At 45.3% G+C, this 16,518-nt stretch carries 11 protein-coding genes; 10 read left to right on the plus strand and 1 reads right to left on the minus strand.

Features of this window, described 5'->3' with window-relative positions:
* Positions 1-186: 186 nt before the first annotated feature.
* The 5 genes from J2X05_RS09985 (at position 187) to J2X05_RS10005 (ending at position 8,163) form a co-directional block, all read left to right on the plus strand.
* Complete coding sequence (locus J2X05_RS09985; RefSeq protein WP_310071992.1) at positions 187-3,111, plus strand: TonB-dependent receptor; 2,925 nt, start codon at positions 187-189, stop codon at positions 3,109-3,111.
* A gap of 126 nt (positions 3,112-3,237) precedes the next feature.
* A complete protein-coding gene (locus J2X05_RS09990) occupies positions 3,238-4,812 on the plus strand; it encodes a tryptophan halogenase family protein (protein WP_310071994.1) in 1,575 nt (524 codons plus the stop codon).
* A 44-nt stretch (positions 4,813-4,856) separates the two neighbouring features.
* Positions 4,857-5,588, plus strand: coding sequence for a SapC family protein (locus tag J2X05_RS09995; protein WP_310071996.1), 732 nt, complete (start codon positions 4,857-4,859; stop codon positions 5,586-5,588).
* Positions 5,589-5,610: 22 nt separating this feature from the next.
* Positions 5,611-6,624, plus strand: a complete 1,014-nt coding sequence (locus J2X05_RS10000; RefSeq protein WP_310071997.1) for a cupin-like domain-containing protein — start codon at positions 5,611-5,613, stop codon at positions 6,622-6,624.
* A 45-nt stretch (positions 6,625-6,669) separates the two neighbouring features.
* Entirely contained in the window at positions 6,670-8,163 is a 1,494-nt protein-coding gene (locus tag J2X05_RS10005; RefSeq protein WP_310071999.1) for a tryptophan halogenase family protein, read from the plus strand.
* A 9-nt stretch (positions 8,164-8,172) separates the two neighbouring features.
* Here the strand turns inward: J2X05_RS10005 and J2X05_RS10010 are convergent, their stop codons facing one another.
* Positions 8,173-8,883, minus strand: coding sequence for a DUF6445 family protein (locus J2X05_RS10010; protein WP_310072000.1), 711 nt, complete (start codon positions 8,881-8,883; stop codon positions 8,173-8,175).
* Between the two features lie 206 nt (positions 8,884-9,089).
* Here J2X05_RS10010 and hrpA point away from each other — a divergent pair, with 206 nt between their 5' ends.
* The 5 genes from hrpA (at position 9,090) to J2X05_RS10035 (ending at position 16,490) form a co-directional block, all read left to right on the plus strand.
* Complete coding sequence (gene hrpA / locus J2X05_RS10015; protein WP_310072002.1) at positions 9,090-13,052, plus strand: ATP-dependent RNA helicase HrpA; 3,963 nt, start codon at positions 9,090-9,092, stop codon at positions 13,050-13,052.
* 179 nt (positions 13,053-13,231) lie between these two features.
* Positions 13,232-13,594 carry an HvfA family oxazolone/thioamide-modified RiPP metallophore gene (locus J2X05_RS10020; RefSeq protein WP_310072003.1) on the plus strand — a complete coding sequence of 121 codons (363 nt, stop codon included), beginning with the start codon at positions 13,232-13,234 and terminating at the stop codon, positions 13,592-13,594.
* Positions 13,594-14,460 (plus strand): HvfB family MNIO-type RiPP peptide maturase, encoded by an 867-nt coding sequence (locus tag J2X05_RS10025; RefSeq protein ID WP_310072006.1) that lies wholly within the window; start codon positions 13,594-13,596, stop codon positions 14,458-14,460. Before J2X05_RS10020 ends, J2X05_RS10025 begins: the two co-directional genes overlap by 1 nt.
* A 4-nt stretch (positions 14,461-14,464) precedes the next feature.
* The gene (locus J2X05_RS10030; protein ID WP_310072008.1) at positions 14,465-15,208 is read left to right on the plus strand and encodes an HvfC family RiPP maturation protein; all 744 of its coding nucleotides are present in this window, start codon (positions 14,465-14,467) and stop codon (positions 15,206-15,208) included.
* Positions 15,209-15,506: 298 nt separating this feature from the next.
* On the plus strand, positions 15,507-16,490 hold the full coding sequence (locus J2X05_RS10035) for a porin (RefSeq protein ID WP_310072010.1): 984 nt from the start codon (positions 15,507-15,509) through the stop codon (positions 16,488-16,490).
* The last annotated feature ends 28 nt before the right edge of the window (positions 16,491-16,518 follow it).

The raw sequence follows: 16,518 nt of genomic DNA on the forward strand, positions 1-16,518 counted from the left end.
GACGCTGGTTTGACGCGAACTTGTGACTATGTAATGGGCTGAGAAGCTTTAAGCGACCAGCCTACTACAAAGGCAAGACCAGTATGGTAACTGGCTAAGGGATACGGCAATCCCAGGACATCTACTCCAGGAGAGTGATCCCGCACAGCAGGTTACGATAACAATAAACGGTTTGAGGATAAGTTCATGCAAAGACCAATCAACTTTAAGAAGAAGATCATCGCGAGCGCTATCGCAACCTACGCTTTGGCCGGGTTCAGTGGCGTAGTACTTGCACAAGACGGTAGCGTAGAAGAAGTTGTTGTTACCGGTATTAAAGGCTCATTACAGCGTGCAATGGATGTGAAGCGCGAGGCAGTCGGCGTAGTAGATGCTATCTCTGCCGAAGACATCGGTAAGATGCCTGATGCCAACCTCGCGGAATCCCTGCAACGTATTCCCGGTGTGTCTATTGACCGCGTAAACGGTGAGGGTAGTAAAGTAACTGTTCGTGGTTTGGCAGGTGACTACAATCTGGTAACCCTGAACAGCCGTCAAATGCCGGCTTCATCTTTCGGTACCAGCCGTTCATTTGATTTTGCAAACTTGGCTTCTGAGGGTATTTCAGGTGTACAAGTTTACAAAAGCGGCCGTGCTGATGTGCAATCCGGTGGTATGGGTGCATTAATTAACATCACGACTCCTCGCCCGCTTAGTAGCCCGGGCTTGAAGGCTGTTGTGGGTGCTAAAGCAGTAAAGGATGAGTCTTCTGTAATGGAAGACGACTTGACTCCGGAAGTATCTGGTTTGTTCAGCAATACGTTTGCCGACGACACTATCGGTATTGCCCTGACTGGTAGTTATCAGGAGCGTAACAGTGGTGACCGTAACGCCAACGTTGGTGGATGGTTCTCTCACACCAAAGACGGTGGTGACTGGGCTGGCGTACCGGATAGTGAAAAACCCAGCGGTGACCGTGCTTACGCGATTCCGGTAAACATTGGTTATTCAGTGACCGAAGTTAATCGTAAGCGCTTAAATGGCCAGTTTACGCTGCAATATCAACCTGTTGAGCAATTGACGGTTACGGCGGATTACTTGTACGTGCAGCAAGAAACCGAAACCAATCGTTTTTCAAGTGGGATGTGGTTCACTCGTGCAAGCGGTGTAGATGTTGAGTGGAGTGATACCAACCCGGCTTACCCAGTTTCTTACACTGAAAATACTGGTTGGCACGAACTCGATAACTCCTTGAACTACAATTTGGCCGAGTCAAACCTCAAGTCAGCTGGTTTGAATGCTAAATGGGATGCCACTGACAATTTGACTGTTGAATTTGACGGTCATAATTCGACCTCATTCTCAGGTCCAAATGGCAAGTGGGGCAACGGCAACACCTTTAACATGGGTGTGTTTGATAACTACCGTGCCAACGTCGACTTCACTGGTGACTTCCCAATCCTCAATGTGGGTTATCAGGATGGTCGCACTGGGGCTATTCCGGATGTTTCCCGTGCGCAATTGACTAACAACGTATTCCGTGTGCAGCTACAGGACTCATCTGTAGACGAGTACCAGTTGAAAGGCACTTATACATTTGATGATAGTTTCATCGATAACATCAAAGCGGGTGTCGGTACAAATGAAATCACTAACCACTACTTTAACTTGGGTGTTCAAGCGCAAAACCAAGGTAGTTGGAATGGTGTACAGGGAGCCAACGGTATAGGTGATATTCCCACCTCTTATTGGAAGATTGACCAGTTCTCCAAATATTTTGACAACGGTGCGACTGGAAACTCTGGATTCCAAAACAATTTCATTCACGGCAACTGGAATGATTTGTTGGCGATTGGTGCCGAGTTGTATGGAACAGATGGCGGTGATTGCCCAAGAGCATATTGCACATCTTATGATCCGACCAAAGCAAACGATGGTTTTGCGGATCAATCAACTATCGAAACATCTGATTTTGCTTATTTACAAGCGAGCTTCAAGCAAGATATTGCTGGTATGCCAGCAAACTTGGCCGTAGGTGTACGTTATGAAACGACTGATGTTGAGTCGTCTTCATACCTGTCTACCTATACTCCGTACATTCGTTGGAATGGTGGTAACGAGTATGCGCTATTACCATCAGGCAGCAACGATGAGACAACTTACGGCGATTACTCCAAAACATTGCCCAATGTTGATTTCGACATTGCATTGACAGATGACGTTAAAGCTCGTGCGTCTTTCAGCAAAACGATTGCGCGTCCAAACTACAATGACATCAAAGGTGGGTTTGTTTGGAATACTGCACCACGTATTGCAATGGGTGAAGCTTCAGCCGGTAACCCGGATTTGGATCCGTTAGAGTCAACTAACTACGATATCTCTGCTGAATGGTACTACGCAGATGCGAGCTATGTGTCTCTTGGGGTATTCAAGAAAGACGTAGTTGATTTTATTGGCACTGACAAATTGCCACTGCCCAACAGCGGTTTCCATACGCCAGTGAATGGTCCAAGATGGAAAGCGGCAGTTGCAGCGGTTGGTACTGATCTGCTTGCAATTCAGAATTACATTCTGCAGAACTACCCTGCGAGTGTGAATCCGGCGACGGGTCACATATTCGCATTAGCAGAAGATCCAATTTTGCCATTTGAAGTTAACAGCCCCGTTAACAACAAAGACGCATCGTTAGACGGTGTTGAACTTGCTCTCCAGCACACCTTCGGTGAGTCTGGTTTTGGCTTCCAGGCTAACGCCACTAAAGTGGATTCCGATACCGAGTACGATAACCTGTCAAAAGCGACTCAGTTTGCGATTTTTGGTTTAAGCGACTCGGCTAACTTTATCGGTTTCTATGATAAAGATGGTTTGCAAGTGCGTATCGCATACAACTGGCGTGACAGCTTCCTGGCTAGCATTGGCGACAGCGCGGGTTCAAACCCTGTTTACACTGAAGAGTACGGTCAAGTGGATGCGAGCGTGAGCTATGACTTCACTGATAATTTGACGGTCTCTTTAGAGGCGTTGAATTTGACTGACGAAACCATGCGTCAATACAGTCGTCATGAGAATCTGGTGCGCAATTACTGGGAAACCGGTGCTCGTTACAACCTGGGTGTTCGTTACAGCTTCTAATATGTGGAGTTGGAGTTAAAACCGGAAAAGCCGCTGGGAACAGCGGCTTTTTTAACCGTTTGCGTTAGTCTTATTTCTGTATATGCTGCTTACCAATAAAAAAGATTAGCAATTTATAGGGCGTTTATGACTGATCATATAACCCGGGTTGTAATAGTGGGCGGGGGCTCCGCAGGTTGGTTAGCGGCGGGCATTATTGCAGCGTCAAGCCCGGTTCATGTTCATGTAAGCCTCATAGAATCTCCTGATGTCGCTCCTATTGGCGTTGGTGAAGGCACTTGGCCTACCATGCGCGCAACTTTGCAATCAATGGGCATATCGGAAACGGATTTTTTCCGCGAGTGCGATGCCAGTTTTAAACAAGGCTCAAAATTTTCGCGCTGGACGAGTTTGTCAAAAGACGATGATTATTATCATCCTTTCACGCTGCCGGCCAAATACCATGAAATTAATCTGGCACCTTTTTGGTTGCCCTTTAAAGATAAAATTGCTTTTGCAAATGCAGTTTGCCCACAGGCAGTCATGTGCGATTTGGGTTGTGCACCCAAACAAATCACCACAGCAGAGTTTGCTGCTGTATTAAATTACGGATATCACTTGGACGCAGGAAAATTTGCGCCATTTTTGCATAAGCACTGCGTAGAAAAATTAGGTGTTACTTACATCAGTGCAAATGTCACCGCAATTAATTCTCATGAAAATGGTGATATTCAATCGGTAAATACGGATACCCAAGGTAAGGTTGTTGGTGATCTGTTTATTGACTGCACAGGGTTGTCGTCATTGCTGCTCGGAAAACATTACAACATTCCATTTTTATCACAAAAAAATGTCCTTTTTAATGACTCCGCCCTTGCTGTTCAGATCCCTTACGCAGAGGGAGCCGATGCTATAGCATCGCATACGCTATCAACGGCGCAAACCCATGGATGGATTTGGGATATAGGTTTGCAGTCACGTCGTGGCATAGGCCATGTTTTTTCAAGTAACTATACTACTGATGAGCTTGCTGAGCGCGAGTTACGTAAATACATCGCCCCTACGGTGGGTGAAAAAATGGCGGAAGAGTTATCCGTTAGGAAAATTTCATTTAATCCGGGGCACCGCAATATTTTCTGGCATAAGAACTGCGTTGCAATTGGTCTGTCTGCCGGTTTTATAGAGCCATTGGAAGCGACCGCACTGGTATTAATCGAACTCTCGGCAAAAATGATTGCTGAGCAGTTTCCTGCTAATCGTAGTGCGATGGATATTGTGGCTAAACGATTCAATAATACGCTACACCATCACTGGAAACAGATAGTCGATTTTCTAAAGTTGCATTACGTGCTAACAAAACGCACCGATACTGAATACTGGCGCGACAACTGTCTTGCGGGCACTATTCCCGATAGCTTGCATGAATTGTTAGCGTTGTGGAAAGTGCAGTCTCCCTGGGTGCACGATGAAATACGGCGCGAGGAAATGTTTCCATCGGCCAGCTATCAATATATCTATTATGGTATGCAAAGCACTACAGATGTCGTGGCTGCAGATAGCAGCGCGCATGGCAATAGCAAGCGCCTATATGATAAAAATTTGAGGAAGGCGGAAGCGTTGTTTATAGAAAATGCCCAGTACATCCAGCAATTTAAAAAAGTATTACAGTCTAATCGCGATCTGATCAACAAAATAAAACAACATGGGCTGCAAACCATTTAAGCCCAATTATAACGATAGCGGAAACGCTTTATCCGGGAGATATCATGCCTAATTTTGCTTTATTAAATAACGTTGCCCATAAAAATCTGCGTGTGATTCGCGATAACACCGTGCAGTTTGGCGATAATGAAAGATCTGTTGTGACATTTCCGCAAGAGTTCCGTGCAATCCAAAATGAATACCCCATATTTTTTCAGAAAAATGCAGAAACTGGAAAGTTTATCCCTATTGCATTAATGGGACTTCGCCAAAATGAAAATCTTTTTTTATCTGAAAATGGGTGGGATGCGCAATATGTTCCAGCCTCAGTAAGAAGACGGCCTTTTTTAATTGGAGTGCAGCCACCTAAACCGGGCGAAGGTAATCAGCCAAGCCGTATGGTGTATGTCGATATGGATAGCCCGCGTGTCAATGAGTCGGTAGGAGAGCCAGTATTTTTACCACATGGTGGCTACTCTCCTTATTTGGAATCTATAGTGGAGTTGTTGGAGTACATCCAATATGGAACAGAATTAAATGACCAATTTATTGATGTGCTATTGGCATATGAACTGTTGGAAGTGGTGACACTTGAGATCACACTGAAAAACGGCGAGCGCAATAATCTTGCAGGGCTTTACACCATTAACGAAGACAAGCTTAGTGGCTTGGCAGGTGGTGCAGTAGCAGATTTGCACACTAAAGGTTTTATGGAGTGCATCTATATGGTGTTGGCTTCTCATTCCAATGTCATCAAATTAATTGCCCGTGTTGAGGCGAAGTTGTCAAGCCAATAACCAACATCGCCAAGTTGTTTTTATGATTAACATTGATAAAAAAGTGAAGGTTATTGAAGGCTGCACGCCTGATAAAATCCCCGATGAAGTATTGTCTTCATCGGAACCGTTGATTTTGAAAGGTTTGGTATCCTCTTGGCCAATTGCACAAGCTGGTTTAGCTTCTCTTGAGGAAGTTGAAAAGTACTTGTTGAAATTTTACGAAGGCCAAGAGGTGGTAGCCTTTTTAGGTAAACCTGAAAATAACGGTCGCATTTTTTACGATGAAACCCTCACAGGGTTTAATTATGATTCTGTCTCGACAAAATTAGATTTTGCATTAAAACAATTGCGTCAACACGCCGAAAATTCCGCCCCCCCCACGATTTACATAGGTTCTACATCGGTCGATCAATACTTACCGGGGTTTCGTGCAGAGAATGATATCGCTTTGGGCGAGCACAATCCGTTGGTCAGTATTTGGATTTCCAACAAATGCCGCATCGCTGCCCATTGGGATAGTCCGTTGAATATTGCTTGCTCGGTTGTCGGGCATCGCCGTTTTACCCTGTTTCCATTTGAACAGATGGAAAATTTGTATGTTGGCCCTTTGGATAAAACACCTGCCGGGCAAGCCATTAGTCTGGTGGATTTTTATAATCCCGATTTCGAAAAATTTCCGAAATTTAAAGATGCATTACCCTATGCACAGATTGCAGATTTGGAGCCCGGTGATGGGTTATTTATTCCCAGTATGTGGTGGCACCATGTTGAAAGTTTGGATTCTGTAAATGTACTGGTTAACTATTGGTTTAAAGGTGCCCCCGGATTTTTTGGGAAGCCGGTAAACGCACTTTTTAATGCAGTGCTATCAATTCGCGATCTTCCACCTGAGCAACGTTCTGCCTGGAAAATGATCTTTGATCATTATATTTTTGATTACAACAAAGAAGACTTTGCTCATATACCTGAACAAGCCCAAGGTGCGATTGGCGATTTGACAGATGATAATGCCCGAAAAATTCGGGCACGACTGCTGAATCAATTAAACAGATGAGTCATTCATCCAGATAATAAATGTTTAACTATTTTTGGTAATACTATGATCGGTGGTCAAGCAGTAAAAAACGTGGTGATTGTTGGCGGTGGCACCGCAGGTTGGATGGCAGCAGCTTCTTTCGCTAAATTATTAGGGAAAAGTATTTCTGTTACCTTGATTGAGTCAGATGAAATTTCAACCGTTGGTGTTGGTGAAGCTACTGTACCTCCTTTAATATTGTTAAATCGCTATCTTGAAATAAATGAACAGGAATTTCTTGCGTTTGTTAAGGGCAGTATCAAACTAGGGATTTCTTTTGAAAACTGGAAAAACGTTAACGAAAATTACTTCCATATGTTTGGTACACCAGGTAAAGACACTTGGGCAGCAAGTTTTCAGCATTTTTGGCTGCGTGGAAAGGAGTTGGGCGTTAACCATCCTTTGGGTGATTATTCGCTGGAGCACAAAGCAGCAGAGCATAATAAATTCGCTCACATGCCCAATGCGTCGCTCAATTACGCTTACCATCTTGATGCCGGATTCTATGCGAAATTTTTGCGCAACATAGCAGAGCAGGCAGGTGCGACTCGCATTGAGGGTAAGGTTACCAATGTTTCTCTGGATAAAGATGACTATATTAAATCCATTGAATTGGCATCTGGCCACATAGTTGAAGGCGATCTTTTTATTGATTGTTCTGGTTTCAGGGGGTTACTTATCGAACAAGCGTTGCATACGGGCTATGAAGATTGGTCACATTGGTTGCCGTGCGATAGTGCTGTGGCTGTGCAGACTGAATCAGTGCGTGACCCTGTACCTTACACTCGTTCTATCGCTCATGCTTCAGGGTGGCAATGGCAAATTCCGTTGCAGCACCGGGTAGGTAATGGTTTGGTGTACTGTAGCCGTTATATATCTGACGATGACGCGAAAAAATTATTGTTGGATAATATACAAGGGCGTTTGATTTCTGAACCAAAAATCATCAAATATCGCACTGGGCAACGCCTTAAACATTGGAATAAAAACTGTGTTGCATTGGGGTTAGCGAGTGGATTTATCGAACCCCTGGAATCTACTAGCATCCATCTGATTCAGCGAGGAATCACTCGCTTGATTCAGATGTTTCCATTTGCAGGTATTCGAGCTTGTGATGTGGACGAATATAATGAGCAGATGAAAGTGGAAATTCTGAACGTGCGGGATTTTATCATTCTGCACTATCATTTAACTGACAGAAACGATAGTCCATTCTGGCAATACTGCAGAAATATGGATATTCCCGAATCACTTGAACACCGCATGAGAATGTTCCGCGAGACAGGCAAGGTGTTTGTTAAATCTTATGAATTATTTTCGGAAGCTTCCTGGTTGCAGGTCATGGTGGGGCAGGGTTTAATTCCTGAAAATTATCATCCTGTGGCGAATGAAATTCCGGCAGACGACTTGGTAAAATTTCTTGCGGAAATCCGCACGCAAGTAAATCAAAACCTGCCAAAAATGCCTACGCATAAAGATTATTTGGACTTTTATTGCAAAGCGAGCGATTGGAATTAATCGTTTTTATTATTTTAAATAAATGAAACTGTTTAACGTTAGCCGCCCAATAATCGGGTTGGGGCGGAACTGGAAGTTCTCTGGAATAGAGGCGGAGTGAAGTACATCACTAGGGTACATAATCAAACGATTAAAATTGGACTCATAACGGGCAATTTCCTCGTAGTATTGGTTGGAGCCATTAATATATTTTTTATGCCAACTCGTATCCTGCGCCTCTTTTGCAAGATGTTCCCCGTATATATCCATTCGCTCAGGTGAAAGCAGTTCAAATCCAGTTGCTCTATGCCGATAAAGAGAGGTACCACCTTTTTCTGGTGTGCAAAGGTAATGTACACACGCCAGCTTTTCTTTGTGAATCGTATCGACATGCGGGCGCGATTGCGGCAACGCTAAACGGGCCGGTGGAGTGAGTATCAATGAATAGGTAGATTGGGAATAATTGATATTTTCTCGCGTAAGGCTAAACGCTTCACAAATTATATCGGGTAAATAAGTTTGCAATGCCTGGCTATAAAACTCAGGTACATGGGATTGTATTCCGGGGTAATAATCCGTCCCATCGCTAAACTCGCCAAATTTCACCGCGTAGCCCAATAAAGCTTCCGCTTCGTGTAAAAAATTATCGATTACCAATACAGGTACTTTTTCATTGCCAACAATCTCAATGCGATAACGGAACTGTGGGTGCAGCGGCGGCAAGAAATTGTTATTGGACATGTTGTTGAACTCATGATTTTTATACCGCTCATTATCACTTATTCCGAAACCGCCTTCCATGTTAATACTGGTTTTAGTGATAGGGGTTAAGCTTATGCTTTTGGTAAGCATTATTTGAATCACCAATCTTCCTCGCTGTATCATCCCCACCCAGAGTCACCGGCACCCTTAATCCTTATGGTGCCAATGCAGCAATCTGGGTCGATATGTCAAATATTTGGTTAAGTTATAAACAATCCATCGTCAACGTGATGGGGCAGGATCGGCACAATCTCACGCGCCGGCTGGGCGAGATAGAAAAGCTTGCACGTGCGGAAAAGCCCTATGATCAGGCTTTGGAGAAATGGCATAGCCAATTGGCTCGCTCACAAGCCGCCGTGGCGCGTCGTCAGCAACTGGTTCCTCTCGACATTGAATTCCCCAATTTACCCGTCTGCGAAAAGCGTGAAGAGATCGCACAGATTATTGCCAACAATCAGGTAGTAGTATTGGCGGGTGAAACTGGTTCGGGCAAGACTACCCAAATCCCCAAAATTTGTTTAACCATCGGTCGTGGTGTGAGCGGGTTGATTGGCCACACCCAACCGCGCCGTATTGCCGCTAATACCGTTGCCAATCGCATCGCTGAAGAATTAAAAACCACGCTCGGTGAAAAGGTGGGCTATCAAGTTCGCTTTAGTGATCAGTCCAATGAAAATACCCTTATCAAAGTAATGACCGACGGTATTCTGCTGGCCGAAATCCAGCACGATCCTTACTTGAATAAATACGATACGCTCATTATCGACGAAGCCCATGAGCGAAGTTTGAATATCGATTTTTTGCTGGGTTATTTAAAACAACTTCTCCCCAAACGCCCTGATTTAAAATTAATTATTACCTCCGCGACTATCGATCTCGAACGTTTCTCACAACATTTTAATAACGCACCGATTATTGAAGTTTCCGGTCGCACCTATCCGGTTGAAGTCTGGTACCGTCCACTCTATGAGTTTGAGGGCAGCGACGAGAGTGAAAATGAACCCGACCAATACGCGGCGATTGTCGATGCGGTACACGAAATTGAATTGCACGAAAAGACCGGTTCGGGTGCTCGCGGTGGCGACATACTCATTTTTTTAAGTGGTGAGCGCGAAATTCGCGAGGCCGCCGAAGCGCTGCGCAAAGCACAGTTTGCGCATATGGAAGTAATTCCTTTTTATGCGCGCTTGAGTTTGGCGGAGCAGCAAAAAGTATTTGCACCTCACACCGGGCGGCGCATTGTATTGGCCACTAACGTGGCAGAAACCTCGATTACTGTGCCTGGAATTCGCTATGTAATTGATCCGGGTTTTGCGCGTATCAGCCGCTATTCCTATCGCACCAAAGTGCAGCGCTTACCGATTGAACCTGTTTCACAGGCTAGCGCCAATCAGCGCAAAGGTCGTTGCGGTCGTGTCGCTGAAGGTATTTGTATCCGCTTGTATAGCGAAGACGATTTTAATTCGCGCCCGGCATTTACCGATGCAGAAATTTTGCGCACCAATCTCGCTGCCGTTATTTTGCAAATGTTGCAATTGCGCATGGGCGATATCCATAAATTTCCATTTATCGATGCACCTGATCATCGTTTGATTAGCGATGGTTTTAAATTGCTGGAAGAATTACATGCGGTCAATGCCAAAAACCAGCTCACACCAGTGGGGCAGCAACTCAGTAAATTGCCATTGGATCCGCGCCTTGCCCGTATGTTGCTATCAGCGCAGGAGCAATCCTGTGTGCGCGAACTATTAATTATTTCCAGTGCACTGTCAGTACAAGACCCGCGCGAGCGCCCCGCTGAAAAGCAACAGGCGGCCGATCAAAGTCACCGCCGTTTTTGGGCAGAACACACGGATTTTGCCGGTTTTGTAAACCTGTGGGATTATTTTGAAACCCAGCGACAGGAGTTCACGCAAAACCAATTGCGCAAGCTATGCAAAAAAGAATTCCTGTCTTATTTGCGCTTGCGCGAGTGGCGCGATGTGCATCATCAGTTGTGCGTTGCAGTGAAGGATCTCGGTATTCGTGTTAATTCCGAACCGGCTAATTATGAATCGGTGCACAAGGCATTGTTGACCGGTTTGCTCGGCAATTTGGGTTTTAATCATGAAGAGCGCGAATATCTGGGCGCACGCAACCGCAAATTTGCAATATTTCCGGGTTCATCGCTCGCCAAAAAAACACCTAAATGGATTATGGCGGCAGAGCTGATTGAAACCTCTAAATTGTTTGCCCATACGGTTGCCAAAATCGAACCAGAATGGGTCATTGCCGCTGCTGAACATTTGGTGAAACGCCAGCATTTTGAGCCGCACTATGATAGCCGCAGCGGCCAGGTGATGGTGTTTGAAAAAATTACACTTTATGGTTTGACCATCGTTGAGAAAAAATCGGTCAGTTATAGCCATATAGATCCAGTGCAGTGTCGCGAAGTATTTATTCGCGCGGCTTTGGTAGAAGGGCAGTATGACCAACACCCCAAACGGAAAAGTTTGCAGAATAAAAATCCTGACTCAGACTTTTTTATACATCAGCAACAGTTGTTAAAAGAACTGGAAGATCTTGAATCCAAAGCGCGTCGCCGCGATATCGTGGTGGATGAGCAGGTGATTTATGATTTCTACAACGAGCGCATCCCTGAATCTGTGGTAAATCTTGCCGGGTTTGATGCATGGCGAAAAAAAGCGGAACAGCAAAATCCGAAACTATTATTCCTGACGCGAGAGATTTTGATGCGTCACGGCGCGGGTGATATCACCCAGGCGCAATTTCCCAATGAATTGGAATGGCGCGGTATGGTATTTCCACTGAGTTACCATTTTGAACCAAACCATGCTTTTGACGGTGTGAGCATTCACGTGCCCATGAGTGTTTTACATCAGGTTCCGGAGCAGCGTCTGGAATGGTTGGTGCCGGGTATGTTGCGTGAAAAATGTATCGGCCTGATTAAATCCCTACCTAAAACTGTGCGCAAACATTTTGTTCCTGTGCCTGATGTGGTGGATAAAATTCTTGCCACTTTGTCACCTGACAATAAGCCCTTGACCGAAGCGCTGGGCCTGCAATTAAAACGCTTGACCGGTGTAGAGGTGTCCAAAGAGGCTTGGCTTGAAACCAGCGTGGATGATTACTACCGCTTTAATATCCATGTGGTGGATGACAAAGGCAAAGTCATCGCCAGCGGCCGCGAACTGGCGCCACTGCGCGATAAATACCGAGAGCGTGTACAACAAAATATCCAATCAGCTGCGACCAATATTGAGCGCGATGGCATAGTCGGGTGGGATTTTGCTGAGTTGCCGCAAGCGATTCAATTGCCTCGTGGTGGAATCAGTATTCGCGCTTATCCGGCATTGGTTGACAAGCAATCCTCAGTTGCACTGCAAGTGTTAGATAATCCATTGCAAACATTGGATATAACCCAGCGTGGGCTCGCGCGTTTGGTGTGTTTGTCGCTGGCACAAACAGTTAAATATTTACAGAAAGAGTTGTTGAAAGGGCAAGAGGTTGCATTGACTTTAGCTGGTATTGGTAACCGCGAGCAAGTGGCCGACGATTTAATTATGGCGGCGATCAAACAACTTGCTTTACCTGATCAGAAAAATTTACCTCGCACCCAAATTGCTTTTGATGAGCGGGTTAATCTTATTAAAGAAAAATTAATTGCTTATGCACAAGATTTGGCGAGCTATCTGGTTAGCAGTTTGAAATTATTGGTTGAAGTTAAAAAACAACTCAAGCAACAAAAAAATATGTTGATGCTAGCGTTTACGATTAGTGATATCAATCAACAATTAGCGCAGTTGTTTTATCCCGGATTGGTGTATAAAACGCCTGCGCTGTGGTTGCAGCAATACCCGAAATACATGCGTGGCATCCAACAGCGTTTGGAGAAAGCGGCGTTGAACCCGCAAAAAGATAAACTTCAACTAGCGGAAATAGCGCCGCATTGGCAGCGGCTAGTGGATTATCTGGCGAAAGAGGGCGATTACCGGTTGGCGCAGAATACGGCACTGATGGACTACCGTTGGTGGATTGAGGAGTTGCGGATTTCGCTTTTTGCGCAGACCCTCAAAACCCAGGTTCCGGTATCCGATAAGCGGATGGATAAACAGTGGGAGCAGGCCATGTTGGAGGCCCAAGGTTAAGAAATGTTGATCCCTTGTAACAAATCCGGGTGTGTTGAGTCTATCCTGTAACCATATGGTGGTTAGCTGTTGGAGTGTCCATAAAATCGGATGCATCCGCTAGCTCTACTGCCTTGGCTATGATAGTTTTCTTACGGCTTGAACAGCCCCTAACGACACATAACACGCTGGAGTTCATTATGAATAACAAAATTGCTTCTCTGTCTGCTTTGGTTGGCGCTGCTTTTGTAGCATCGGCGGCGTTGGCCCCAATGGCAACAGCGGCAGATGCCACCTTTGCTGCCACCTCGTTAAACGCAGGTTATACCCTAGCGGATAACGCCGATAAAACTGATGCCGAGCACAAGTGCGGTGAAGCCAAATGCGGCGCGGATAAAAAAGCCGAAGGCGAGCACAAATGTGGCGAAGGTAAATGCGCTGCTGAGCATAAAAAAGCGGATGGCGAAGGAAAATGTGGTGAAGGCAAATGCGGTGAAGGTAAGTGTGGTGCCGATAAAGCCGAGAAAAAAGACGAAGCTAAAGAAGAGAAAAAAGCTGAATAATGCCAGCGCATTCTTTGGTGGATTATTCTGCTGCAATTGTCGGTGCAGGTTTAGGCCTGCGCCGGACGCTGCTAAATACCCTTGAAGAATCCACGCCAGACGATATCCATTTTATGGAAGTGGCACCGGAAAATTGGATTAATGTCGGTGGTCGTCTTGGTAAAAAATTTCGCGCTTACACTGAGCGTTTTCCGTTTGTCTGCCATGGTTTATCCCTCTCAATTGGTTCGCCCGCACCACTGAATACAGATTTGCTATACGCAATAAAAAAGCTGATGCAAGAGCACGGTATCCGTTATTACAGCGAGCATTTAAGTTATTGCAGCGATGACGGGCAGCTCTACGATTTATTGCCCATTCCTTTTACCGAAGAAGCCGTTGACTATGTCGCCGCGCGTATCCAGCAAGCGCAGGATATTCTTGGCCAGCGCATTGCCATCGAAAATTCTTCTTACTATTGCGCACCACAGCAGGAAATGACGGAAAGTGAATTTATCAATGCCGTCATCAAAAAAGCAGACTGCGCGCTCTTGCTTGACGTGAATAATATTTACGTTAACAGCATTAATCATAATTACGATCCCTACGAGTTCCTATCCAGCTTGCCTGGCGAGCGCACCGCTTACATTCATATTGCAGGCCATTACAAAGAAGCTGAGGATTTGCGGGTAGATACCCATGGCGCACCGGTAATTGCATCGGTGTGGGATCTGCTCGACAAAACCTATGAACTGTTCGGTGTAAAACCGACGTTGTTGGAGCGCGATTTTAATATTCCACCGCTGCCAGAATTAATGGCGGAGTTAGATGAAATCAAAACACGCCAGCGCTTGTCTTCGTCAATCAATGTTCGTGCTGGTCTATAGCATCATGAAATCGTTTCAAGAAACCCAGCTGGCATTTACCCAACATTTGCGCGCCCCCGATCGCTACCCTGCACCAGCAGAAATGAACGATACGCGGATGGGTATTTATCGCGACTTGATTTACAACAATATTGAAAGTTTTATCGCCAATGTATTTCCTGTTCTGCGTTCACTGCTCAGCGACGGGCATTGGCATTCGATGGTGCGCGATTTTATTCATCGCCACCGCTGTCAAACGCCGTATTTTTTGGAAATCAGTGAGGAGTTTTTGCAGTATCTGTCGCAAGAGCGTGGCATGTGCGATGGCGACCCGGCATATTTGCTTGAACTCGCACACTATGAGTGGATTGAGTTGGCGCTGGATGTGAATGAGGCGAGTATTCCAGCAGTTTCTGCCTATCCAGAAACGCCGCTTCTATCTAAACCACGTGTTTCGCCTTTGGCTGTGTGTTTAAGCTATCAATATCCCGTACATAAAATCTCTCCCCGCCATCGACCTCTGGCACCAGAGCTGACACGGTTAGTGGTATACCGCAACCGCGAGGATAAGGTGCGTTTTATGACGGCTAATACTATGACGTTGCGCCTCTTACATTTGCTGCAAACCAACCCCCAGGCTACCTTGGGGGACCAACTGCAACTTATTGCCACCGAACTGCAGCACAACCAACCTGACGTTTTGTTTGGTGAAGCTCAGGTACTCATTAATGAGCTGTTTGCATTGGATGTCATCAGCCATTTTGAGTAACGGATATCCGTGACTACATTTTCACTGGTGATTTTTGCAGCCATTTGGTTATCAAAAGCGCAAAAATAGTGCAAAAAGTTTGGTCTTTTGCCCTAAAACCACGTTTAATCACAAAATTAGGGCAAATTTCTTTATATAATCCGCCCGCGACATTCAGAGTGCGTTTTGTCATCTTTCTGTAACTTTATGGTCACACAATGGCAACACCCCTGAAACACAAATGTCATTTTATTAATAACACCTGACTCCCGGTGTTCAGGGTCTGAACACCAAACACACACATCCAGGAGACGACTCCATGAAAAAAACATTATTGGCTCTGGTCATTGCATCTGTACTTCCCGCCGCTGCGTTCGCCGACGTTATCGTTTATGGTAAAGCAAATGTGTCTGTGCAAAGCACCGATGAAGCTGCTCTTTCCAGCGCTAACGGCAACCAAGCTGACGGTAGCAAAGTTGAATTGCTGAGCAACGCATCGCGCATTGGTGTTAAAGGTGGTGAAGAAGTTAATTCACAGCTGAAAGTAATTTATCAATTTGAATACCAAACTGAAGTGGATGATGGTACCAACGGTAGCCAGACTTTTGGTCAGCGTAATATCTATTTGGGTTTGCAAGGCTCTGCCGGTACTATTATGGGCGGTCACTTTGATACCCCGACAAAAGTCGCGCAAGAAAAAATTGATTTGTTCAACGATCTGGAAGGTGATATCACACATATATTCAAAGGTGAGATTCGTGCGAGCAACATCGTTCAATACGTAACTCCAACCTTTGGCGGTGGATTCTCTGGTTCGGTTGCTTATGTGACTGAAGAAAATGATGGTGTGACCAAAAAAACCGGTGAAACAGGTAACGGTATTTCTGCATCATTCGGCTACAACAGCCCAACGTTTTATGTTGGTGTAGCTATGGATCAGGACGTTGAAGCTGAAGGCGTTGATTTGATTCGTGTGGTTGGTCGTTTGACTCTCGGCGCTTTCCAGTTAGGTGTGTTAGGTGAGAATTACGATAACGGTGTTGCCGATGAAGAAGATGGTGCACTGGTTTCTGCATTGTGGAATGTAACTGACAAGTGGGCGGTAAAAGCACAACACGGCAGCTCAGAAGTTAGATGGATTGATGGCGAAAGCAGCAGCATTGGTGTGGATTACAAAATGACCAAGAGCGCTACTTTGTTTGGTTATTACACCGTGGTAGAAAATGGTCAGCCAGATTTGGTTGCTGTAGACAACTACCGCGATGATAACTACGCTGGTATTGGTTTGGATTACAAATTCTAATTGTTGTAGTTCTTTCTATGCGAAAATA

The organism is Cellvibrio fibrivorans (assembly GCF_031457055.1).
GTDB classification, from domain to species: Bacteria; Pseudomonadota; Gammaproteobacteria; order Pseudomonadales; family Cellvibrionaceae; genus Cellvibrio; species Cellvibrio fibrivorans.

Bases quoted from the DNA above. Each gene is read 5' to 3' on its own strand.
- J2X05_RS09985 (WP_310071992.1), top strand. From the start codon at position 187: ATGCAAAGACCAATCAACTTTAAGAAGAAGATCATCGCGAGCGCTATC.
- J2X05_RS09990 (WP_310071994.1), top strand. From the start codon at position 3,238: ATGACTGATCATATAACCCGGGTTGTAATAGTGGGCGGGGGCTCCGCA.
- J2X05_RS09995 (WP_310071996.1), top strand. From the start codon at position 4,857: ATGCCTAATTTTGCTTTATTAAATAACGTTGCCCATAAAAATCTGCGT.
- J2X05_RS10000 (WP_310071997.1), top strand. From the start codon at position 5,611: ATGATTAACATTGATAAAAAAGTGAAGGTTATTGAAGGCTGCACGCCT.
- J2X05_RS10005 (WP_310071999.1), top strand. From the start codon at position 6,670: ATGATCGGTGGTCAAGCAGTAAAAAACGTGGTGATTGTTGGCGGTGGC.
- J2X05_RS10010 (WP_310072000.1), bottom strand. From the start codon at position 8,883: ATGTCCAATAACAATTTCTTGCCGCCGCTGCACCCACAGTTCCGTTAT.
- hrpA (WP_310072002.1), top strand. From the start codon at position 9,090: ATGTCAAATATTTGGTTAAGTTATAAACAATCCATCGTCAACGTGATG.
- J2X05_RS10020 (WP_310072003.1), top strand. From the start codon at position 13,232: ATGAATAACAAAATTGCTTCTCTGTCTGCTTTGGTTGGCGCTGCTTTT.
- J2X05_RS10025 (WP_310072006.1), top strand. From the start codon at position 13,594: ATGCCAGCGCATTCTTTGGTGGATTATTCTGCTGCAATTGTCGGTGCA.
- J2X05_RS10030 (WP_310072008.1), top strand. From the start codon at position 14,465: ATGAAATCGTTTCAAGAAACCCAGCTGGCATTTACCCAACATTTGCGC.
- J2X05_RS10035 (WP_310072010.1), top strand. From the start codon at position 15,507: ATGAAAAAAACATTATTGGCTCTGGTCATTGCATCTGTACTTCCCGCC.